The following is a 21,488-nucleotide window of genomic DNA, read 5'->3' on the forward strand; positions in this document are numbered from 1 at the left end:
CATGGAGGGCTGCTTTCTGTCCGGGGTGTCTTCTCACGGCGCGAGCGCGGCCGGAGTGTCAGTCCTGGCAGGTGACGATGGCGTAGCCCTGGTTGTCGGCCGGTCCCAGACCCGCCGCACGGTCGCTGAACAGCAGACGACCCAGGGCCAGGACGGTGTGGTAGCAGTGGACGGAGGAAGCCACGCCCAGGACGCGCGGGCTGTCCACGAAGAACGGCAGTTCGGCGTCGACGTAGCTCAGCACCACCTGCACCTGCTTGGTGGTGGGGAACGTCCCGGGGTCCAGCTTCTTGGCGAGGAACTGGTACGCCATCTCGTCCCGAACGGTCCTCAGCTCGGTGTCGGTGCGCAGCGCGGCCAGTGCCCGCGTCCGGACCTCCTGATACGCGGGCTCTTCCAGGAAATCGGACAACGGCCGGGCCCGTACCTGATCCGCTGCCTTGCCGACATCCTCCAGAGCGCCCTGAATCCGCCGCCGCACACCACGCAGATGCTTGGTCGCGCTTCTGCGCGCGTCCGCCACCTGATACCCGAAGGCTTCGGACATCGCGTCGAGATAAAGGTCGGCGTAGATCACGTCGACCACTTCGAAGTGTTCCGCCGCCCAGGAAATCGCGTTGGCCAGGCGTTGGCGGCTGAAGTAACTGTTGCCTGTGCTCACGCCGAAGAGCGCGTGGTCGCCCTGCTTGAGGATGACTTCGCTCCGTACTCCGTACGGCTCGACGTTCACGGCGAGATCGGCGAGATCGGCGAGTGACGGTAATTCGCTTTGAGACATAGATCCTCAGCCAAAGCAACGGTGGCATTTACGGAAGATCACATTCCGCATATGACGGTGGCCCATGTGGTGCTTCACTCGAAAGGGCGCCGCCGACGAAGCGGACGGATCATCCAAGGCGTCCCACCACGGCCAACCAGCGGTACGAACACCGCGGCGAACGGGCGGGCCGTGGCCCTGACCCTCGCGGAGGGGATCCCCGCGACCCTGTCACGGCCGGCGATCACCCGCGCCCTCCCGTGGCGCACATGGCCGGGCAAGGGGACCATTACGGGTCTACGACTCTTCCTCAGGTCCCGGCCAATCAATCCACTTTGTTGTGGCTGGCCCTGTCCTGGCCGTGCGGGCGCCTGTTGGGATGGGACCTGCCGCCGACCGGTGGGACGCGCAGAGTCCGCCGCAGCCGCTCGAAAGGTCCTTGATGACCATGCCGCGCACACGCTCGTTCGTGCAGGTCGACGTGTTTTCCACGAGCCCCTATTCCGGCAACCCGGTCGCGGTCGTCCTGGACGGGACGGACCTGACCGGTGAGGAGATGCAGCGCCTGGCGCGTTGGACGAATCTGTCCGAGACGACGTTCGTGCTGCCCCCCACCGTCCCGGAGGCGGACTACCGGTTGCGGATCTTCACTCCGCAGGGTGAGCTGCCGTTCGCCGGGCACCCCACCCTTGGTTCCGCGCGCGCCTGGCTGGACGGCGGCGGCATACAGCGGCACGCCGACCGCATTGTGCAGGAGTGCGCCGCCGGCCTGGTCACCGTGCGCCGTGGCGACGGCACCCTGTCCTTCGCCGCCCCGCCTCGTGTGCGTGAAGGCGCACTTGACGACGACTTTCTGCACCGGATCGTGGCCGCATTCGGCATCACGCGTGACCGAGTTGTGGCCCACCAGTGGGTCGACAACGGTCCCGGCTGGGCCGTGGTCCAACTCCCCACAGCCGAGGAGGTCCTCGCCATCGAACCCGACTTCTCCCTCATCCCGACCGCGATGGTCGGCGCGATCGGGGCCCACGCCCACGGGAGCCGACACCACTTCGAGATGCGCACCTTCGCCCCCGGCGCCGGCGTGCCCGAGGACCCCGCGTGCGGCAGCATGAACGCCGCCGTCGGTCAGTGGCTCACCTCCACCGGCGCCGCACCCTCCTCCTACCGGGTCTCCCAGGGCACGAGACTGGGACGGGCCGCAAGCATCGAGATCACCGCCGATACGGACGGCACCGTCTGGGTCAGCGGCGCCGCCACCGTCTGCATCCGCGGCACCATCACTCTCTGACCGCCCCACCGGGGTCGGGACGGGACCGTCATGTGGTGTCGGCGGAGAGCGTCTTCAGCTGACGCAGCTGGTCACCGCGGCCACGCCGGGCAGGGTGGCTACCATCCAGTAACCTTGCCCGCCGGCCCCGCCGCCAACCTCGGCGCGGCACCGTACGACGAGGAGTTGACGCATGGCCCCCAAGGACCCCATGGCCGACCGTTCCGCCGTCGCTCTGGCCGGCCTACTCGCAGGGGCGGGAACGCTGCATTTCGCGTCGCCGCGTTTCTTCGACTCGCTCGTCCCGACGGTACTCCCGGGGCAGGCTCGCACGTGGACGTACGCCAGCGGCGCCGCCGAACTGGCCCTGGCCGCAGGCGTGATGCATCCCCGTACCCGCCATGTCGCCGCGCTCTCCGTCGCCGCTTGGTTCGTGGGAGTGCTTCCGGGCAAGGTGCCGTACCTCCAGTTCCATCCGGCAGAGTATGACCGACCCACCGGCCCGTACCCGGAGTCCCGCACAAGCGCAGCCACCTCTCGCAGGCCGAATCAGACCCCACTACCGGATACTTGTACGGGAGGTCTGGTCGACATATCGGCGACGTCCCTAGGCGCATACGGCCCATGGGCCGTGGGTGCGAAGGGAGGGATGTGCGCGGTGGACGAGATACTTGAACGGGCCGGCGCGGATGAGGCCGTCGCGGGGGCGTGGCTGCATGGGCTGACGTGCAATCCGGCTCTGCCCGGGACGGTGTTGGAGCGGCTGCTGAAGTTCGACGAGCTACCGGCGGACCGGCTGTGGCTCACCTGGCGCCGGCTCGATGAGGAGGCGACCGCGATCGCGGTCGCGTCGTCGCGGATGCAACACCGGCTGGACGTGGCGGAAAACCCGACCGCGGATGTCACCGTGCTGGCGCGGCTCGCGTACGACGTAGAGCCCAGGGTCCGATTCGTGTACGCGCTCCTGCTCTCCGAGTTCGGGCGATCGAGCCCCCCGGAGGCGCTGGCGGCACTGGCGGGGGACCCGGATTCGAAGGTCCGAGGGTGCGTCACCGCAGCTCCGGGGCTACCCGATGCCGTTCGGCACCGGCTTGTCGAGGACGAGCACCCAGGTGTTCGGGCCGGGGCGCTGACCCGGACGCTGTGGGAAGGGCTCCCGGAGCCGGTACGGGAGCGGCTGCTCGACGATCCCTCCCCACAGGTACGCGAGAAGATCGCCAAGCTGTTCCGGACGGAGGAGAAGCCGGAGCCGCTGCCGGCCGAGGCTCGGGTGACACACACGGACCCGTTCGTACGGTGTGGCGCCGCCGGCGATCCGGAGGTCCCGCTCGCACTGGCACTGCGACTCGCCGATGACCCCGCCGACGAGGTCCGACTCGCCCTGTCGATGCGGGAGGACCTGACCGAAGAGCAGCGTGCCTCGATCCCGTATCTGGTGCTGGAGTGGTCTCCCTGGCCGAGCTGGGTCGAGGAGCGGGCGGCGGATCCCGAGGCGGCCCGGCGGATCGCCGCGTCGGCACACGTCGGGCTGCGGCGCGCGCTGGCCAAGCGGCGGGATCTGCCGGCCGACGTGGTGGCGCGGTTGGCCGCGGACGAGGACGCGGGGGTACGGCGCGTCCTCTGCTCCTACTGCGAGGACGCGCCGCACGAACTGCTGGTGGAGGTGTACGCCACGGCCGATGACCGGAACTGGTCGGTCCTGCGACTTCACCGGAACTTCGCCCGGCCCGGTCTCGCCCGGTTCGTGGACGACCCGAACTTCCGGTTGCGGCTGGCCGCGTTGGACGATCCGGCAGCCGGTCCGGAGTTGCCGCTGCGGCTGGCCGACGATCCGGAGGTCGAAGGCTGGGCCGTGCGGGATCCCCGGCTCCCCGCCGATGAGTTGTCGCGGCGACTCACCCTGCCGGGCAGCGCGTTCGCCGCCGCGGCCAACCCGACATTGCCGCCGACGGTGATGCACCAGCTCGTGGACCTCGCGGAACGCCTCGGACGATGGTCACCGGACATGGGTGACGGGATGCGGGGTGTCACAGGCGCCCCGGGTCTCCATGGTTGAGTGGGGCCATGGACGGTATCGAGATGGATGAGAAGTTGGTGCACTCCCTTTTGCGGGAGCAGCAGCCGGACCTCGCACCGCTGAACCTGCGTGAGGTGGTCGGCGGCTGGGACAACCAACTGTGGCGTCTCGGCGACGAATTGGCCGTACGGATGCCACGCACGCCCCGCGCACCGTCCCTCCTGCGCAACGAGTACCGGTGGCTGCCCGCCCTGACCCCGGGCCTTCCCCTTCCCGTACCGACGCCGGTCCGGATCTCTGAACCCTCCCTACGCTTCCCATGGCCCTGGATCGTCGCGAAATGGGTTCCCGGCGAACCGGCCGACCGGGCCGTGGTCACGCGCGGCGGGCACGCGGCCGACGCCTTGGCGGGATTCCTCACCGCGCTGCACCAGATCGCGCCGGCCGAGGCCCCGGCCAATCCGAGCCGCGGAGTCCCGCTCAAGGCGCTCGGGATCGACTTCGACGAGCTGAACCGAGAAGTCGCCGACATCGGCGGTGAAGTCCGGGACATCTGGAGTGAGGCCGTCTCCGCGCCGGAATGGCAGGGCCCTCCCATATGGCTGCACGGCGACCTGCATCCTGCGAACGTCGTCGTCGCGGACGGCACACTCACCGGCGTGCTCGACTTCGGCGAGGTGTGCGCCGGTGACCCGGCAACCGACCTCTCAGCCGCGTGGCTGCTCCTTCCCTCAGGCACGGCCACGCGATTCTTCGACGCGTACGCCACCGCCGACGAGGCGATGATCCGCCGCGCACGGGGCTGGGCGGTCCTGCGCGCCATAGGTCTCATCAGCATCGGCCGGGCGGGAGAACTGGGCCTCCCCGGCGGCAAGACGACCTGGGGACCCGCGGGCCGGTCAGCACTTGAGAGTGTTCTGGCGTCGGTCTAGGGGCGGCAACCGTGCTTGGCGGTCACGGACTGCTGACGAGACGCATTCATGCGAGTAACTCATGAATGAATCATAAATTGCATACTCTCTGGTAGAGTTGGGGTCATGGGGATGTCTCTGCCGGAACGGGTGCGCGTGGTGGTGGCGGCGCTGATGCATGCCTCGGGCGAGTCGCAGGCGAGGCTGGCCGAGGCGCTGGGGGTGACGCAGGCCCAGGTGAGCCGCCGTCAGTCCGGGGCCGCCGCCTGGAGTCTGGCCGACTGTGAGGCACTGGCCGTGCACTACGGTATGGACGTCCTGGACCTGCTGGCGGGCCCGACCCGGGCGTGCGAGGCGCTGCCCGACGCGCGTCGCGCCGGGCGGCTGCGGGCGCCCGTGAAGAAAGGGACGCGGTGATGGCACAGTTCGAGGCGATCGATGCCCTGCTGGCCACGGCCCGTCAGGAAGTCGAGCTACCCCCGGCCGGGCGGCGTCGCGCCCTGCGTGAGGCGCTGGACCTCTCCCGTGCGCAGGTGGCGCGGGCGCTGGGGGTGAGCCCGTCCACGGTCGGCGGCTGGGAATCGGGCCGTGACCCGGCCGGCGAGGTCCGTGAGCGTTACGCCTACTTCCTCGAAGGCGCTCAAGCCAGGCTCGCCGACCTTGAGGCCGCCCCGGTGGCCCCGGCGGCCGAAACCGCCGCCCGCGCACACCCCTCCCACTCCGACCCCGCCACACCGGGCGCCGAAGCGGTGTCGCCCACGGATCATCCCGATACGGCAGCTCAGCCGTCCCCGGCAGCCGAAGCCGAAGCCGAAGCCAAATCTGAATCTGACTCCGACGACGTCGAGGTCCTGGGCGTGCCCCAGCCATGCGTCCTGTGCGGGCAGCCCGCACGCCACCAGGTCGCCGGATTCCCGCAGCACCTGGACCCCGCCGCGTGCGGCGTACCGACACCACCAGAACCGACGGTCACCCATGGCCCGGCGAGCGAATCCCCCCGGCCCGCCGCGTCGGTGAGGACCCGCCCCGCCGCGCCGGTGAGGACGGTGTCCGTCGCCCGCCGCGTGCAGGCGGCCTCCGACATGCCGGATCTGATCGGGGAGGCCGTCACGGCAGCCCTGGCCAGGCACGAGGGCGATGTCGACGCGGCGACGGCCGCCCTGCTGAAGCGCGCGATCCCGGACGCGATGGTCCTGCTGGACACGGCCCGCAAGGGCGGCCGTTACGACGTCGTGGCCCACCCGTGGATCCCCGACATCCTGCGCAAGAGGACCGCCAGGGGAGCCGACCAGATCTGGGAGGCCCGTCCCAAGTGGACCCGCCCCTACCTGCCTGCCGGGCGCCACGAGGTGACCAGCCTCGACATCAACGGGGCCTATCTGTCCGCCCTCAAGACCCACCTGCCCATCGGCCAGTTGGAACACTCCGAAGGCAATGTCCACGACCGGCGCCGAGCCGGAGTCCACTTGATCACCCCGCCCGACTGGGACCACGACGCCATCCTGCCCAACCCACTGGGCAACCGCGACGAAGCCGGACCGCTGTGGGTCACCGAACCCACCCTGCGTCTGCTGCTACGCCTGTCCGGCCCGAAGTACCGTTTGTGCGAGGCGCCCGAGATCCATGAGTCGTACACATCCGGCGCGACCGAGGGTCTGCTGGAGAAGTTTCGCGTCACCCTCAAGGACGCCCGCGACAAGGCCATCGCCGAGGACGACGAGATCACCGGTGAGTACGTGAAGGCGATGTACTCCAAGTTCGTCTCGACCATGGGGGAGTCGACCTACAACCGGGACCTCAACCGCCCGGACTGGATGCACCTCATCCGCTCCCAGGCGTTCGCCAACCTCTGGACGAAGGCATACAAGGCCCACGACGATGGCCTGATGGTGGTCAGCGTGCAGGGCACCGACGAACTCCACGTCATCGGCGACTGGCGCCGTGTCTTCGCCGAAGGCCGCGGTGTCACCGAGGTGAAGGTCAAGGACGCCTACACCGCCGGCTCCGACGAGGCCGCCGACAGCGTGACCACCGACTAGGCAAGGAACACCCGGCACATGCCCGAGCGCACCATCGAATTCGGCAAGTACGGCGCCAGAGGGATCAAGGGCCACGAAGCGGTGGCCCGGCAGCTGGACTCCTACCTCCGCTACATCACCAGCCCCGTCACCACGCCCCGCGGTCTCCTGGCCCGTCTGCACTACCTCACCCGCACCGGCCATGCCCTGGCCGCCGCCCGCGAGGCGGGTCTGACCGTGACAGGCCGCACGATCGACGCCTGGCTCGAAGAACAGCGCCGTCCGTCGAAGAAGAACCTGACCAGGATCGAGGACGCCTACCGCACGGTCCGCCGCCACAACGTCGCCCGCTACCTCCTGCCCCGGCTCAACCGGGAGGGCCGCGGCACCCGCGTGGAGATTCACCCGCTCAACCAGTCCGGCGTGAACCGCCCGCAGCAGCGGGTCCTGGAGTTCCGCACCCTCAACATCCGCCACTGGGACCGCATCATCGGCGCCTGGTCCGCCGCCGACGACCGGGCCCTGGACGACGCCTGGATCGAGCAGATCGTGGACCTGGGTTCGCAGTGGGGCCAGTACGAGTACTGCACGAACGTGGGCTTCGCCGCCTGACCAGCGGCCCGTTGTGGAGTCGCATGGTCAGCGTGCGATCAGCGAGCCCCCCGCCGTGACCGTCAGGAGCACTTGGGGCCCGCCCGGCGAGCAGTGGCGGCCGTTGGGATAGCTGAGCTTCGGGGTCGTGCTGATCTGCTGGTCGAGCACGGTGGCGCCCTGCTCGTTCTTGAATACCAGCGTGACGTCTATCGGCTTTCCCGGAAGGTCACGTATGACCATGAAGCCGGGCCAGGGATAGGGCCGGGGGTGTCTCGATGTGCTCGCTGCCGGGGTTTCTTCGGCGGTCGCGGATTCCGTGGTCATTACGGGATTCCCCGGGGCGGCCTGCTCTTCCGACCAGGTCTCCCGCAGTTGGAGGGGGCGCTTGTGGCAGGTGTCGTCCCAGCAAACCGTAAGGGTCGCGTCGGCCGCCTTGTTCGCCAGTTCCGGGGGGACCTTGACCCGGATTCCGACAGGCGTGTCTATCAGCGTGCACACCCTCTCTCCGAAACCTCCGCACCCGCTCAGCAGCACCACAACCGCCAGGGGCAGCACCCGTCCGACACCGCGATTCACGCCAACTCCCCACAACAGAACACGCCTTGACCATGACCGCTCGGATTCGCTCCGAGGGTTTGCGTAGCGTACGCGTGCTACGCCGCCGAGGCTTGGCGGTGTCACGCGGCAACTGCCCTGCGGCGGCTGTGAGATGACCGTCCTTCAGCAGATGCTTGTCACACCCTTGACGCACCCTCGTAACCTGCGTACGTTCCTCGGTCATACGTAGAAGCAACCCCCGCCTCGGGGCTCCGCACCATTGCTCATACGTATGAGCAGATTCACGGCACCACACGCACCAGGCGCTCCATCCCAGCCATCCCCCTCTCGCCTCGCACGAGACAGCCAGGAGTCAGCCATGCCCACCCGGAGAACCCTTGTCCGTGCCGCCGTCGCGGCCGTCGCCGTGTCGCTGGCGGCCAGTTCCTGCACGGCCGGCACCGGTACCACTGGCAACAGCGGAGGCGGAGGCGCCGACACTCTCGTCTTCGGCAAGACCGACGGCGGTACCACGTTCGTCCGCAACTACAACGTCTTCGGCCCGGCCGCTCAGAAAGCCCCGAGCGCCGAGATGATCTACGAGCCGCTGGCCCGCGTGGACTACGGCGATGGCGCGAAGGTCAAGCCGTGGCTGGCCAAGTCGATGACCTTCGACCGGGCCGGCACCACGCTCACCGTCAAGCTCCGCGACGACGTCACCTTCTCCGACGGCAAGAAGATGACCGCGGACGATGTGGAGTTCTCCCTGGGCATCCCGCTCAGCGACCCGAGCTTCAACCTCGGCGGTGTCACCTACGACAAGGTCGCCAAGGTGGACGAGGCCACGGTCACCGTGCACTTTCCCAAGCCGGCGTTCAGCGAGCTGGGCCAGCTCGGCTCGGTCACCATGCCGATCGTGCCCAAGCACATTTGGGCACGGCAGAACCTCAAGACCTGGACCAACCCGGATCCGGTCGGCACAGGAGCGCTCGCCCTCAGCAAGTTCTCCGCCCAGCAGGTCACGCTGACGGCCCGTGACGACTACTGGGGCGGCGAACTGCCCATGAAGCGCGTCAAGATCATCCCGAGCGGACCGGACGCCGTGAGGGCGCAACTGCTGCGGGGTGACATCGACTGGGCGCTCAGTGCTTGGAGCGGCGCGGAGAAGGAGTACGTCGCCAAGGATCCGCGGCATCACCTCTACCAGCGCTACGCGACCGGCGGTGCCTACGCCCTGTTCTACAACACCGCCAAGGCACCGTTCGACAACGTCCATCTGCGCCGAGCCCTCGCGATGACCATCCCTCGTTCCGACATCGTGGCCACACTGGAGCGCCCCGGCACCGAGGCCGGGCCGACCGGCCTCGTGGACGAGATCTACGAGGACCAGTTGCTGCCCGAGTACCGGGGCAAGGTCCAGAAGGTCGACCGAGCAGCGGCCAAGGCCGAGCTGGCCAAGAGCGGATTCACTGTCCAGGGCGGCAAGTTGGTGAAGGACGGCAAGTCCTGGAGCCCGACGCTGTCGTTCAACCAGGACTACGGCTGGGACGCGTACGCCAACATCGTGATCAAGAGCTGGGAGAGCGTGCTCGGTGTCAAGGTGAAGCCGGTGGGCGCCCCCGGAGCGAACCTCTTCGAGGCGCAGCAGAACGGCGAGTTCGACCTGACCATCAACACCACCGCCGGGGCCGGGGCTCCCGGTGTCTACAGCGCCCTCAGCAGCCGGGCCCTACGACCGCTGGGCCAGAAAGCGGCGACCAACTTCGGTCGCTGGAAGGACGCCGAGACCGACGCCGCCGTGGAGAAGTTGATCGGTTCGAACGATCCGAAGGCGCTGGAGGACGCCAGCCACACCATGCAGCGGATCGTGGCGCAGAAGGTGCCGTACAGCCCGATCTACAACAGCTACTGGTTCATCGCCATCAACAGCAAGCACTGGACCGGCTGGCCCACCCCGGAGAACTTCCACGCCGTGCCGTTCCCGGGCCTCGGCCCCGACACCACCCTGACCCTTCTGGGACTGAAGCCGGCGGCGAAGTGACCACGCTCACCGCACCCCCGATCACGACCGAGGGCCGCAGCAAGGTGCCGGTCGCGCGCCGCTGGCGGTTCGTCGTCCGCAGGCTCGGGTTCTACCTGGTCGCACTCTGGTCGGCGATCACGCTGAACTTCTTCCTTCCCCGGCTGATGCCCGGCGATCCGTCCGCCGCCATCGTCGACAAACTGCAACGCGTCAGCGGGCAGCAACTCGGCCCCGAGGCACTGCGATCGGTGCAGAACATCTTCGGCGAACCGAGCGCCAACCTGGGGCGGCAGTACCTCGACTACCTGGCCCAGTTGGCCCGCTTCGACCTCGGCATCTCGGTCTCCAACTTCCCCATGCCGGTGAGCGAGTTGGTCCGGCAAGGGCTGCCCTGGACTCTGCTGCTCGTGGGGTCGACCACCGTGTTGGCGTTCCTGCTGGGCACGGGCCTCGGCGCGCTGGCCGGCTGGCGGGCGGGCAGCCGCTTCGACACCGTGATCAGCCCGCTGGTCACCTTCGTCTCCGCCGTCCCGTACTTCTGGACAGCGCTGATCGCCCTGTGGGTGTTCGGGTTCTCGCTGGGCTGGTTCCCGCTGTCCGGAGGGTACGACGCCGATCTGGAGGTCGGTTTCTCGCCCGGGTTCCTGCTGAGCGTGCTGCGGTACGGCGCCCTGCCCGCCGCCACCATCCTGTTCTCGGCATTCGGCGGCTGGCTGCTCGGCATGCGCAACATGACGGTCACCACCGTCCGTGAGGACTATGTGCTGCTCGCCCAGGCCAAGGGGCTCTCTGAGAAGCGGGTCCTGCTCCGGTACGCGGCCCGCAACGCGATGCTGCCGAACTTCACCGGCTTCGCGCTCGCCCTGGGGCACGTCATCGGCGGGGCGCTGCTCACGGAGATCGTGTTCAGCTATCCCGGCATCGGCTATCTGCTCTTCACCGCCCTCCAACAGCGTGACTACCCGGTGATGCAGGGCGTGTTCCTCCTCATCACCCTCACCGTGCTGCTGGCGAATCTGCTGGCCGACTCCGTCTACGCCCTGCTCGACCCCCGTATCCGGGAAGGAGGCTGACCTGCCGTGCGTACCGAGTTCCTGAGCAGTTGGAAGGTCCGGATCGGCCTCGGCACCCTCGCCTTCTTCGCGTTGCTCGCCCTCTTCGGCCCCTGGCTGGTGGACCTGCTGGGCGTGGACCCGCGGGCCAACGAGATCAAAAGCATCTCGCGGCCTCCGAGCGGTGAACACCTGCTGGGCACCAACCAGTTCGGGCAGGACGTCCTCGCCCAGGTCATCGCGGGTGCCCGCGGTTCGATGTATGTCGGCGTGCTCGCGGCGGTGGTCGGCACCGCGATGGCCATCCTGGTCGGCGTGCCCTCCGGCTATTACGGCGGCAAGGTCGACGCCGCGCTGAACTTCCTCACGAACCTCTTCCTGGTGATGCCCGTACTGCCGCTGATCCTGATCGTCGCCGGCTATCTGGAGGGCACCAGCCTGACCACCGTCGCGCTGATCATCGGGCTCTTCGGCTGGTCGGGCGGCGCCCGTACGCTGCGGGCACAGGCACTCAGCATCGCAAGCCGGGACTTCGTCAGGGCGATGCGGATGCTGGGGGAACGGGGGTACCGGCTGGTGTTCTTCGAAGTCCTGCCGCATCTCACCGGACTGATCGCGTCGATGTTCCTGCACGCGATGATCGGCGCGGTGCTCGCCGAGGCCGGTCTCGCGTTCCTGGGCATCTCCGATGCCGGGGCGATCAGTTGGGGCACCATGATCCAGTCCGCTCAGCAGCAGAGCGCGGTACTGCGCGGGTTGTGGTGGTGGTTCGTTCCGCCGGGGCTGTGCATCGCCCTGATCGGCACCGCCGCGGCGCTGGTCAACTTCGGCGTCGACGAGTTGGCCAACCCCAAGCTGCGCGTCGCCCGCGTGAAGAAGGCGCGGCAGCCGAAGAAGCTCGTACAGGCGGGAGGGTCGTCGTGAGGACAGCACGGACCGTACGTGTGGGAGGTGACCCCCGATGACCGCCCGGACCGAAGAACGCCTACCGGCCGCCGCGTCCGCCGGACAGGCGGTGCTGGAAGTGCGCGGGCTCGATGTGGAGTACGCGACCGGAGACGATCCCGTACGGGCCTGTGTGGATGTCGGATTCACCCTCCGCCGCGGGGAGATCCTCGGCATCGCGGGGGAGTCCGGCTCCGGCAAGTCCACCCTCATCACCGCCCTGACCCGGCTGCAACGCCCGCCGGCCGTCACCACCGCCGGGGAGATCCTCTTCCACGGCCGCGACGGGTCACCGCCCGTCGACCTGGTCGGTCTCGGTCCGAAGGAACTGCGCCGCTACCGCTGGACGGCCCTGTCCATCGTCATGCAGTCCGCGATGGACGCGCTGAATCCGGTGATGCGTATCGGCGCCCAGTTCGCCGACGTGCTGCGGGCACACGACAAGGGTCTGGGCAAGCAGGGAGCGTGGCGGCGTGCGGCCGAACTCCTCGCCATGGTCGGCATATCGGCGGACCGCGTCCGCGACTACCCGCACCAGCTCTCCGGCGGGATGCGGCAGCGCGCCGCCATCGCGCTCGCCCTGGCCTGCCGCCCCGAACTCGTCGTGATGGACGAGCCCACGACGGCCGTGGACGTGGTGATGCAGCGCCAGATCCTCGCCCAAGTACTGCGAATGCGCCGGGAGTTGGGCTTCTCCGTCGTCTTCGTCACCCACGACCTGTCGCTGCTGCTGGAACTCGCCGACCGCATCGCCATCATGTACGCGGGCCGGATCATCGAGTCCGGCGACGCGGAGACCCTCTACCGGGACCCCAAGCACCCCTACACCCGTGGTCTGCGCGACTCCTTCCCGCCGCTGCGCGCGCCCCTGCGCACCCTCCGCGGCATCCCGGGCACGCCACCCGACCTGCGCCGACCGCCCTCCGGCTGCCCGTTCCATCCGCGCTGCGCACTGCGCGTAGAAGGCTGCGACCGCACACTGCCCCCGCTGCTGGAGATCACGGACGGCCACCAGGCCGCTTGCCTGCTGCACACCCCGGGAGACCGCTGATGAACGCCCAAGACGACACGCCGGTCCTCGAAGCCCGCGCTGTGTCCAAGCACTTCACCGTGCGCGGCGCCCTCGGCCGTACCTCGGTCGTCCGGGCCGTGGAGGACGCCACCGTGCGGCTGCGGCCCGGTCAGATCCTGGCCCTGGTCGGCGAGAGCGGCAGTGGCAAGACGACTCTGGCCAGGCTGCTGGCCCGCTTCTACGAGCCGACGTCCGGGGAGATCCTGCTGCGGGGCAGGACCGTCTCGGCCGGACGGGACGCCAGGGCCTACCACGCCGACGTACAGCTGATCTTCCAGGACCCCTTCGGTTCGCTGAACCCCCTGCACCGCGTCCGCTACAACCTCGACCGCGCCCTGCGACTGCACCACAAGAGCCTCGACGCGGGCGCGCGTCGCCGCCGTGTCACCGAGTTGCTGGAGCGTGTCAGCCTCACGCCCGCCGAAGACATCGCGGAGAAGTTCCCGCACGAACTGTCGGGCGGTCAGCGTCAGCGCGTGGTCATCGCCCGTGCCCTGGCGGTGGAGCCGAAGGTACTGCTCGGCGACGAGCCGATCTCGATGCTGGACGTGTCCATCCGCCTGGAGATGCTCAATCTGCTCCAGCGACTGCGCGAGGAGGACGGGCTCGCTCTCCTCTACATCACCCACGACATCGCCGGCGCCCGCTATCTCTGCGACGACATCGCCGTGATGTACGCGGGACAGATGGTGGAGTCAGGCCCCAAGGAGCAGCTGATCGCCGCACCCCAGCACCCGTACACCAAGCTGCTCATCGAATCCTCACCGGACCCGGAGCGCGGCTTCGGACGCCGTGAGGAACTCTTCAAGGACGCCGATGAACTCGGCGAGCCGCCCAGCCTCGTGGACCCGCCCACGGGTTGCCGATTCCATCCACGCTGCCCCTTCGCGATGGCAGAGTGCGCGTCCAAGGCTCCGCCGCGCACCGAACTCGGCGGCGGCCACTGGACACGGTGCTGGCTGCACGCCAAGGGCCGGGCCGGTGAACTCGCTCAGACCACTCACGCCGCGGCGATGACCCGGCGCGTACCGCAGGAGGCCGCACAGTGACAGCCAGACGCCGGGACAAGGCGCCGAACCAGGCCGACGTGGCACGCCTCGCGGGGGTCTCCCAGTCGGCGGTGTCGCGGGTGGTCAGCGGGGACACGGCGACCAACCGGATCCCGGAGGAGACGCGGCAGCGGATCCTGCACGCGGTGCGTCAGCTCGGCTATGTGGCCAACCCCGCTGCCCGCGCCATGCGCAAGAAGCGCAACAACCTGCTCGGAGTGCACACCTTCGAACCCGTTTTCCCGCACGCCCGCGAGGACTTCTACTTCGAGTTCCTCCTGGGTATCGAGGAGCGCGCCGAAGAGACCGGCTTCGACCTGGTCCTGTTCACGTCCACCGGCGTCGGCGGGGGCGGTGAACGCAAGATCTACCGGGACGGCACCAACCGGCTCAACCTCGCCGACGGCAGCATCCTGCTCGGCGTCGCCACGAACCGCGACGAACTCGCCCGACTCTGGTACGAGGGCTACCCGTTCGTCCACATCGGCCGCCGTGAGGTGCCCGGTGCCGAGATCCCCTCGGTGATCCCCGACTACCGGTCGGCCTCGGCACGGATCGTGGAGAAACTGGCCGGGCACGGCCACCGACGCCTCGGCTATGTCCGCGAGTACCTGGAGATGGAGCCGTACGAAGACCGGCGGACCGGCTACGCGGAAGCCGTGGCCCGGCTGGGTCTGACCGACCACTCACCCGGCTTCCACGGTGAGCAGGGAATCAGCGACGCATGGCTCGACGAACTGGCGCGCGGCAGCGGGACCGCGGTGGTCGTGGAGAGCGTACGGCTCGCGAACTCGCTGCGTGACGGACTCTCGGCCCGCGGGCTGAAGGTTCCCGATGATGTGTCCGTCGCCGTACTCGAAGGAGCACCGCCCGATCCCGGGGGCCGGTGGGACTCGCTGGAGATCCCGCGGATCGAGATCGGACGCATGGCCGTCGACCGGCTGCGGGCGCTGCTCGACGATCCCGACGAGCGTACCGAGAGCCTGCTCGTCGACTGCGCGGTGATCCCGGGCACCACCATCGCCGACGCCCGTTAGGCCCCCCAAAAGAAGCGCAACTGCCCATGTCTACGGACCACTTACCAGGGGGCGGGCGATGCCGCCTGCCCATACCCACCCATCCGCAGAACCTGGAAGGAGCCCACGGGCCATGGAAGAAACACGGACCGAGGTACTTATCGTCGGTGGCGGTCTCGGCGGCGTAGCGGCAGCGCTGACCGCCGCCCGGCTGGGCCGCACGGTGGTGCTGACCGAGCCCACCGACTGGCTCGGCGGCCAGCTCACGGCCCAGGCCGTGCCACCCGACGAGCATCCCTGGATCGAGGGCCCGGCCGCCCCGCCCGGCTACGCGGAACTGCGGCGACGCGTCCGCGACTACTACCGGCGCAACTATCCGCTGCGCCATGCCGACGATCCACTGCTCGATCCCGGCCTCGGCGTCGTCAGCAGGATGTGCCACGAGCCGAGGGTGTCGGCAGCCGTGCTGGAGGAGATGCTCGCGCCTTGGCGTTCCGCCGGCACGGTGAGGGTACTCACCCGTCATCGGCCTGTGGCCGTGCACGCCGGCGGCGACAGGATCGAGGCCGTCACGCTCCAGGACCTGGACACCGGCGCGGAACTCACGGTCTCGGCGTCGTACACCGTGGACGCCACCGAGCTGGGAGACCTGCTGGAGCTGGGCGGGATCGAGCACGTCATCGGGGCGGAGGGCCGCGACACCACCGGCGAGCCACACGCGCCCGACACCGCCGACCCACTGGACCAGCAGGCCATCTCCTGGTGTTTCGCGCTCGAACACCGGCCGGGCGAGGACCATGTGGTCGACCGCCCCGCGGCCTACGAGGAGTGGAAGAACCGGACCGCCCCTTTCTGGCCAGGATCGCAGCTGTCCTGGACCGACGTCGTGCCGATCACGCTGAAGCAGCGCACCTGGCGGCTGATGGACGCCGACCGGGAGGCCGGCGAGCACTTCGACCTCTTCCAGTTCCGTCGGATCCGGGCCCGTGAGCAGTTCGCCGAGGGCGCGTACGACACGGACCTGACGGTCGTCAACTGGCCGCAGATCGACTACTGGGAACGGCCGATCCTGGGTGTGCCCGAGGCCGACGCCGAGGCGGCGCTGCTCGCCACCCGTGAGTTGTCGTTGTCTTTCCTGCACTGGATGCAGACCGAGGCACCGCGACCGGACGGCGGTACCGGCTACCCGGGGTTACGGCTGCGACCCGATGTGACGGGAACGTCGGACGGCCTGGCCAAGACGCCGTACATCCGTGAATCGCGCCGTATCCAGGCCGAGTTCACGGTCCTTGAGCAACACGTGGGTGTCGAGGCACGGCCGCCCGGCTCGGGCAGCGAGATCTTCCACGACAGTGTGGGGCTCGGCAGCTATCGCATCGACCTCCACCCGAGCACGGCGGGGCGCACGTATGTCGACATCGAGGCGTACCCGTTCCAGATCCCACTGGGTGCTCTGATTCCGGTGCGGGTGGACAATCTGCTGCCCGCCAACAAGAACATCGGCACGACCCACATCACCAACGGCTGCTACCGCCTGCACCCCGTGGAGTGGGCCATCGGCGAGGCCGTGGGCGCGCTCGCGGCGTACTGCCTGGACCATGATCTGCCGCCCCGCAAAGTCCGCTCCGATCAGCAGGAACTCGCCGACTATCAGCGGCTGTTGAGTCAGAACCTGGGCATCGGGCTGACCTGGCCGGAGGAGGTCCGCACACACCGCCACACGTAGGGCACCCCTTGAGCAGCCGTCCACCGAGGCCGTCCACCGAGGCCATTCACCGAAGCCATCCATCGAAGAAGCCGTCCACCGAAGCCCGGACACAGGAGTAGGTGTATGTCGCGACCCGATCAGCCGCAGCCCGGATGGGGCCGCATTCCTCGTCCTGCCTATGGCGCCGACTACAACCCCGAGCAATGGGACAAGGCGACCTGGAAAGAGGACATCCGTCTGATGCGCGAAGCCAGGGTCAACCTGGTGTCACTCGGCATCTTCGCCTGGTCCTGGATCGAGCCCCATCCGGACGTCCTCGACTTCTCCGGCCTGGACGAGAGCATCGCCCTGCTGCATGAGGCAGGCATCGCCGTCGACCTGGCCACACCGACCGCCGCGCCCCCGCTGTGGTTCTCCCATGCCCACCCCGAGTCACTGCCCACCACCGCGGACGGGCGCTCCCTCGCCCCCGGCTCCCGGCAGGCGTACTGCCCGTCCTCACCCGCCTACCGAGAACGCGCCGCACTGATCACCCGTCGCCTCGCCGAACGCTATGGCGAGCACCCGGCCGTGGTGATGTGGCACGTCAACAACGAATACGGAAACAACAACGCCCACTGCTGGTGCGACACCTCCGCCGCCGCCTTCCGCACCTGGCTGCGCGCCACGTACGGGAACGACCTCGGGGCACTCAACGACCGCTGGGGCACCACGGTTTGGGGTGTGCGCTACAGCGACTGGGACCAGGTGATCCCGCCACGCGCCAGCACCGGCGGCCTGCCGCCCGGTCTGTGGCTGGACTTCTACCGGTTCGGCGACGCCGAACACCGAGCCTGCTTCCGCGCCGAACGTGACATCCTGCACGCCCACTCGCCCGGCCGCCCCGTCACCACCAACTTCATGACCGGCAGTATGCGTTGGGCCGACTACTGGCGTTGGGCCCGTGACGTCGACATCGTGTCCAACGACCACTACCTCGGGGCCGAGGACCCGCACCACAACGCCGAACTCGCCTTGTCGGCGGACCTCACCCGAGGCTTGGCCGGCGGGCGGCCCTGGCTGCTCATGGAGCACTCCACGTCCGCGGTGCAATGGCAGCCCCGCAACCTCGCCAAGGCACCCGGTGAAATGGCCCGCAACACCCTCGCCCACCTCGCCCGGGGCGCCGACGGAGCCATGTTCTTCCAGTGGCGGCAGTCGGCCCACGGACCGGAGAAGTGGCATTCCGCGATGGTCCCGCACGGCGGCGATGACACCCGGATCTGGCAGGAGGCCAAGGATCTCGGTGCCGCGGTGGACCGTCTCACCGACCTCGGCGGAAGCACCTGTCCGCCCGCCGAGATCGCCCTCCTACTGGACTACGAAGCCATGTGGGCCCTGGAACTGCCCCACCGTCCCAGCACCGACATGACGTACTCCGAGGTGTTTCGCGCCTGGCACCGAGCCCTGTGGACCGCCGGCCGGCCCTGTGACGTGGTCCGCACCCCCGGCGACCAGCGCCTCGTGCTGGTGCCCTCGCTCTACGCCCTGTCCACCGCCACAGCCCGCGCCCTGGAGGACCATGCCGCGCGGGGCGGCCACATGGTCGTCGGCCCTTTCAGCGGACTGGTAGACCCCGACGACCGCGTACACGCCGGACCCTACCCGGGAGCACTGCGCGAACTGCTCGGACTGCGCGTGGACGAGTATCTCCCGCTTGCCGCCGGACGGTCCGTCAGTCTGGACGACGGCTCGACCGGCCGCGTGTGGGCCGAGCGGGTCCTACCCGACGTGGGCACCGTGGTGGAGAGCCGCTTCATCGACGGACCCGCGCGAGGTGGCCCGGCCATCCTCCGCCACGGCACCACCCGCTATCTGGCCACCCGCCCAGACGACCCCTCCCTGCTGCGTCTGCTGCCCCGATGGGCCTCGGAGGCGGGCTGCGCGCCCCCGATTCACGGCTCCGGAGGGGGTGTGGAGGTCACCCGAAGAACCTCGCCCGACGGCGGGTCCTGGCTCTTCTCCGTCAACCACACCCCACGCCCCGCGCAGGTGGCAACCACTGGGGTCGACCTCCTGACGGGCTCCAGCTCACCGGGCACGCTCACCCTTCCCCCGGGCGATGTGGCGGTGATCCGGGAAGACACCGAAGGCGCACCGGACACCTCCCGCCAGTGACCGCGCCACCCTCAACTCCCCTGTGAATGGCGACCTTTCCCCATGCCTTAGGAGGGCCCCTTGCCATGAGCACCGACCACGAGGACCGGATCAAGCAGTTCCTCGGACTGATGACACCGGAGGAGAAACTGGGCCAGCTTCAGCAACTCGCCTGGGCCTGGGACACCGGACCCGGCACCAGCAGCACAGAGGAAGCCGAGGCCGCTGCCCGCAAGGGCCTGCTCGGCTCGGTACTCAATGTCTTCGGCGCCGCGAGCACCAACGCCTTGCAGCGCATCGCCGTGGAGGAGACCCGGCTCGGCATCCCGCTCCTCTTCGGCCTGGACGTGATCCACGGCTACTGGACCACCTTCCCGATCCCGCTGGCCCAGGCGGCTGCGTTCGACCCCGCCGTCACCGAGACGGACGGGGAGATCGCCGCACGCGAGGCACGTTCCAACGGTGTGCACTGGACGTTCGCACCGATGATGGACGTCACCCACGAGCCGCGCTGGGGTCGTATCGCTGAAAGCCACGGCGAAGATCCCTATCTGACCAGCCGTTACGCGGCGGCCAAAGTCCGCGGTCACCAAGGCACCGACCTCGCGGCCCCCGACCGGATCGCCGCCTGCGCCAAGCACTTCGCGGCCTACGGCGGACCTGAAGGCGGACGCGACTACAACACCGTCGATGTCTCCGAGCAGCGGTTGCGCAACCTCTACCTGCCCCCGTTCAAGGCCGCCGTTGATGCCGGTGTGGCCTCGGTGATGGCCGCGTTCAACACCATCAGCGCCGTGCCGGCGCACGCCAACCCGCACACCCTGACGCGCATCCTCAAGGAGGAGTGGGGCTTCGACGGCCTGGTGGTCAGCGACTGGACGGGTGTCCTCGAACTGATCGCCCATGGCTTCGCCGAGGACGGGGCGGCTGCCGCGCGGCGGGCGCTCGGCGCCGGAGTCGACATGGAGATGGTCAGTACGACCTTCGCCGAGTTCGGCAGGGAGTTGCTCGCGCGCGATGCGATCACCGAGGAGCGGCTGGATGACGCGGTGGCCCGGGTCCTACGGCTGAAGCTGCGGCTCGGACTCTTCGAGCGGCCCTACGTGGATGAGTCCGCGGCGGTCACCGAGCCGTCCCCGGCAACACGTGCTGCGGCGCGGGATGCCGCGACACGGTGCATGGTGCTGCTGAAGAACGACGATCAGACGCTGCCGTTGCGCCCCGGCCTGCGGTCCATCGCCGTGGTCGGACCGCTCGCGGACTCCGGTGATCTGCTGGGGACATGGACGGTACCGGACGCGCAGCGGCGCTTTCCCGCCGTCACGGTCGCGGAGGGGATGCGGGCGGCGGTACCGCAGGCGCACATCGTATGTGTCCCCACCGGTACCGCCACGGGAGCTGCGGCAGACTCCGCCGGGCAGGCCGAAGCCGTGACCGCCGCCGCATCGGCCGACTTCACCGTCGTGGCCGTAGGGGAACCGCCGGCGCTCAGCGGCGAGGCCGCCGTACGCAGCGACCTTGAACTGCCCGGTGACCAAAGGGAGTTGATCGCGGCAGTCGCGGCGACCGGCAAACCCTTCGCCGTAGTCCTCTTCGCCGGACGACCGCTGGTCATCGGCGACTGGCTCGACTCCGCCCCGGCCGTGCTGCTGGCCTGGCATCCGGGCCTTGAGGCCGGCCACGCCCTGGCGGACCTCCTCACCGGTGCGGTTTCACCCGGCGGCAAACTGCCGACCTCGTTCCCGCGTGCGGTGGGCCAGATCCCCGTCCACTACAACCACGAGAGGACCGGCCGCCCGTACGACCCCGCACAGCCCGACGAGAAGTACGTCTCGAAGTACCTCGACCTGGCCGACGGCCCACAGTTCCCCTTCGGCCATGGGCTGAGCTACACGACCTTCACCACGGGCGAGCCGAGCCTGAGCCGTACTGGCATCCCGGCCGATCAACTGTCCGACGGCGCCACGGTGGAGGTCACCATCTCCGTGCGCAACACCGGGGACAGGGCGGGGGACGAGGTGGTCCAGCTCTACGTCCACGACCTGGCCGCGGACATCGTGCAGCCGGTGCGCAGGCTGCGCGGCTTCGAGCGGGTCACGCTGGGGCCGGGGGAGAGCACGGTGGTGCTCTTCCGGCTCGGGGCCGAGGACTTCGGTTACTGGACGAACGACCCCGAGGGTGTCTTCGTGCTCGAACGAGGGGCGATCGACATCTACGCGGGCAACAGCTCCACGGCTCGGAAGTGCTCCCGGTTGACCATCAACTGACGGAGTGACGGTCGGTGGGCGCTCCTACCGGGAGCGTTCCTGCCGAGCCGAGCAATGCCTCCCGCACCATTCGCCGACCACGTGCCTGTGCGTGGTCAAAAAACAAGGAGTGAGGA

17 protein-coding genes and 1 pseudogene are annotated in these 21,488 nt (G+C 69.0%); 16 read left to right on the plus strand and 2 right to left on the minus strand.

Annotated elements, in window-relative coordinates; translation table 11 throughout:
- Positions 1–58 precede the first annotated feature (58 nt).
- Complete coding sequence (locus tag ACFVT5_RS09540) at positions 59–778, minus strand: tRNA-dependent cyclodipeptide synthase (RefSeq protein WP_389883451.1); 720 nt, start codon at positions 776–778, stop codon at positions 59–61.
- Positions 779–1,205: 427 nt separating this feature from the next.
- Between ACFVT5_RS09540 and ACFVT5_RS09545 the strand changes: the two genes are divergently transcribed.
- The 7 genes and pseudogenes from ACFVT5_RS09545 to ACFVT5_RS09575 all read left to right on the plus strand — a co-directional run bounded on the left by ACFVT5_RS09545 (position 1,206) and on the right by ACFVT5_RS09575 (position 7,585).
- Positions 1,206–2,048, plus strand: coding sequence for a PhzF family phenazine biosynthesis protein (locus tag ACFVT5_RS09545; RefSeq protein WP_389883454.1), 843 nt, complete (start codon positions 1,206–1,208; stop codon positions 2,046–2,048).
- Between the two features lie 172 nt (positions 2,049–2,220).
- Positions 2,221–2,479, plus strand: a pseudogene (locus ACFVT5_RS09550) (hypothetical protein); the annotation flags it as partial.
- Between the two features lie 206 nt (positions 2,480–2,685).
- Positions 2,686–4,083, plus strand: a complete 1,398-nt coding sequence (locus tag ACFVT5_RS09555; RefSeq protein WP_389883457.1) for a hypothetical protein — start codon at positions 2,686–2,688, stop codon at positions 4,081–4,083.
- Between the two features lie 8 nt (positions 4,084–4,091).
- Positions 4,092–4,976: an aminoglycoside phosphotransferase family protein gene (locus ACFVT5_RS09560; protein WP_389883460.1), complete on the plus strand. Its 885-nt coding sequence runs from the start codon at positions 4,092–4,094 to the stop codon at positions 4,974–4,976.
- Between the two features lie 105 nt (positions 4,977–5,081).
- The gene (locus ACFVT5_RS09565; RefSeq protein WP_389883463.1) at positions 5,082–5,372 is read left to right on the plus strand and encodes a helix-turn-helix domain-containing protein; all 291 of its coding nucleotides are present in this window, start codon (positions 5,082–5,084) and stop codon (positions 5,370–5,372) included.
- The gene (locus ACFVT5_RS09570; RefSeq protein ID WP_389883466.1) at positions 5,372–6,994 is read left to right on the plus strand and encodes a helix-turn-helix domain-containing protein; all 1,623 of its coding nucleotides are present in this window, start codon (positions 5,372–5,374) and stop codon (positions 6,992–6,994) included. The genes ACFVT5_RS09565 and ACFVT5_RS09570 overlap by 1 nt, the downstream gene beginning before the upstream one ends.
- Positions 6,995–7,012: 18 nt before the next feature.
- Complete coding sequence (locus tag ACFVT5_RS09575; protein WP_389883469.1) at positions 7,013–7,585, plus strand: transcriptional regulator; 573 nt, start codon at positions 7,013–7,015, stop codon at positions 7,583–7,585.
- A 27-nt stretch (positions 7,586–7,612) separates the two neighbouring features.
- On the opposite strand, the gene ACFVT5_RS09580 is transcribed toward ACFVT5_RS09575, so the two are convergent.
- Positions 7,613–7,891: a hypothetical protein gene (locus ACFVT5_RS09580; RefSeq protein ID WP_389883471.1), complete on the minus strand. Its 279-nt coding sequence runs from the start codon at positions 7,889–7,891 to the stop codon at positions 7,613–7,615.
- Between the two features lie 592 nt (positions 7,892–8,483).
- Here ACFVT5_RS09580 and ACFVT5_RS09585 point away from each other — a divergent pair.
- The 9 genes from ACFVT5_RS09585 to ACFVT5_RS09625 all read left to right on the plus strand — a co-directional run bounded on the left by ACFVT5_RS09585 (position 8,484) and on the right by ACFVT5_RS09625 (position 21,372).
- Positions 8,484–10,145, plus strand: coding sequence for an ABC transporter substrate-binding protein (locus tag ACFVT5_RS09585; RefSeq protein WP_389883473.1), 1,662 nt, complete (start codon positions 8,484–8,486; stop codon positions 10,143–10,145).
- Between the two features lie 44 nt (positions 10,146–10,189).
- Positions 10,190–11,200 carry an ABC transporter permease gene (locus ACFVT5_RS09590; RefSeq protein WP_389883629.1) on the plus strand — a complete coding sequence of 337 codons (1,011 nt, stop codon included), beginning with the start codon at positions 10,190–10,192 and terminating at the stop codon, positions 11,198–11,200.
- A gap of 6 nt (positions 11,201–11,206) precedes the next feature.
- Positions 11,207–12,103 carry an ABC transporter permease gene (locus ACFVT5_RS09595; RefSeq protein ID WP_389883476.1) on the plus strand — a complete coding sequence of 299 codons (897 nt, stop codon included), beginning with the start codon at positions 11,207–11,209 and terminating at the stop codon, positions 12,101–12,103.
- A 37-nt stretch (positions 12,104–12,140) separates the two neighbouring features.
- A complete protein-coding gene (locus tag ACFVT5_RS09600) occupies positions 12,141–13,175 on the plus strand; it encodes an ABC transporter ATP-binding protein (RefSeq protein WP_389883479.1) in 1,035 nt (344 codons plus the stop codon).
- A complete protein-coding gene (locus tag ACFVT5_RS09605; protein WP_389883482.1) occupies positions 13,175–14,245 on the plus strand; it encodes an ABC transporter ATP-binding protein in 1,071 nt (356 codons plus the stop codon). The genes ACFVT5_RS09600 and ACFVT5_RS09605 overlap by 1 nt, the downstream gene beginning before the upstream one ends.
- Entirely contained in the window at positions 14,242–15,282 is a 1,041-nt protein-coding gene (locus ACFVT5_RS09610) for a LacI family DNA-binding transcriptional regulator (protein ID WP_389883485.1), read from the plus strand. Before ACFVT5_RS09605 ends, ACFVT5_RS09610 begins: the two co-directional genes overlap by 4 nt.
- A gap of 112 nt (positions 15,283–15,394) precedes the next feature.
- On the plus strand, positions 15,395–16,987 hold the full coding sequence (locus ACFVT5_RS09615) for an FAD-dependent oxidoreductase (RefSeq protein WP_389883488.1): 1,593 nt from the start codon (positions 15,395–15,397) through the stop codon (positions 16,985–16,987).
- A 105-nt stretch (positions 16,988–17,092) separates the two neighbouring features.
- The gene (locus ACFVT5_RS09620) at positions 17,093–19,126 is read left to right on the plus strand and encodes a beta-galactosidase (protein WP_389883491.1); all 2,034 of its coding nucleotides are present in this window, start codon (positions 17,093–17,095) and stop codon (positions 19,124–19,126) included.
- Positions 19,127–19,191: 65 nt separating this feature from the next.
- A complete protein-coding gene (locus tag ACFVT5_RS09625; protein ID WP_389883494.1) occupies positions 19,192–21,372 on the plus strand; it encodes a glycoside hydrolase family 3 N-terminal domain-containing protein in 2,181 nt (726 codons plus the stop codon).
- Positions 21,373–21,488: the final 116 nt, after the last annotated feature.

This window comes from Streptomyces sp. NPDC058001, from assembly GCF_042886315.1.
GTDB lineage: Bacteria > Actinomycetota > Actinomycetes > Streptomycetales > Streptomycetaceae > Streptomyces.

What these genes read in the sequence shown, in the direction of transcription:
- ACFVT5_RS09540 (WP_389883451.1), bottom strand. Translation starts at nt 778, where the DNA reads ATGTCTCAAAGCGAATTACCGTCACTCGCCGATCTCGCCGATCTCGCC.
- ACFVT5_RS09545 (WP_389883454.1), top strand. Translation starts at nt 1,206, where the DNA reads ATGCCGCGCACACGCTCGTTCGTGCAGGTCGACGTGTTTTCCACGAGC.
- ACFVT5_RS09560 (WP_389883460.1), top strand. Translation starts at nt 4,092, where the DNA reads ATGGACGGTATCGAGATGGATGAGAAGTTGGTGCACTCCCTTTTGCGG.
- ACFVT5_RS09565 (WP_389883463.1), top strand. Translation starts at nt 5,082, where the DNA reads ATGGGGATGTCTCTGCCGGAACGGGTGCGCGTGGTGGTGGCGGCGCTG.
- ACFVT5_RS09570 (WP_389883466.1), top strand. Translation starts at nt 5,372, where the DNA reads ATGGCACAGTTCGAGGCGATCGATGCCCTGCTGGCCACGGCCCGTCAG.
- ACFVT5_RS09575 (WP_389883469.1), top strand. Translation starts at nt 7,013, where the DNA reads ATGCCCGAGCGCACCATCGAATTCGGCAAGTACGGCGCCAGAGGGATC.
- ACFVT5_RS09580 (WP_389883471.1), bottom strand. Translation starts at nt 7,891, where the DNA reads ATGACCACGGAATCCGCGACCGCCGAAGAAACCCCGGCAGCGAGCACA.
- ACFVT5_RS09585 (WP_389883473.1), top strand. Translation starts at nt 8,484, where the DNA reads ATGCCCACCCGGAGAACCCTTGTCCGTGCCGCCGTCGCGGCCGTCGCC.
- ACFVT5_RS09600 (WP_389883479.1), top strand. Translation starts at nt 12,141, where the DNA reads ATGACCGCCCGGACCGAAGAACGCCTACCGGCCGCCGCGTCCGCCGGA.
- ACFVT5_RS09605 (WP_389883482.1), top strand. Translation starts at nt 13,175, where the DNA reads ATGAACGCCCAAGACGACACGCCGGTCCTCGAAGCCCGCGCTGTGTCC.
- ACFVT5_RS09615 (WP_389883488.1), top strand. Translation starts at nt 15,395, where the DNA reads ATGGAAGAAACACGGACCGAGGTACTTATCGTCGGTGGCGGTCTCGGC.
- ACFVT5_RS09620 (WP_389883491.1), top strand. Translation starts at nt 17,093, where the DNA reads ATGTCGCGACCCGATCAGCCGCAGCCCGGATGGGGCCGCATTCCTCGT.
- ACFVT5_RS09625 (WP_389883494.1), top strand. Translation starts at nt 19,192, where the DNA reads ATGAGCACCGACCACGAGGACCGGATCAAGCAGTTCCTCGGACTGATG.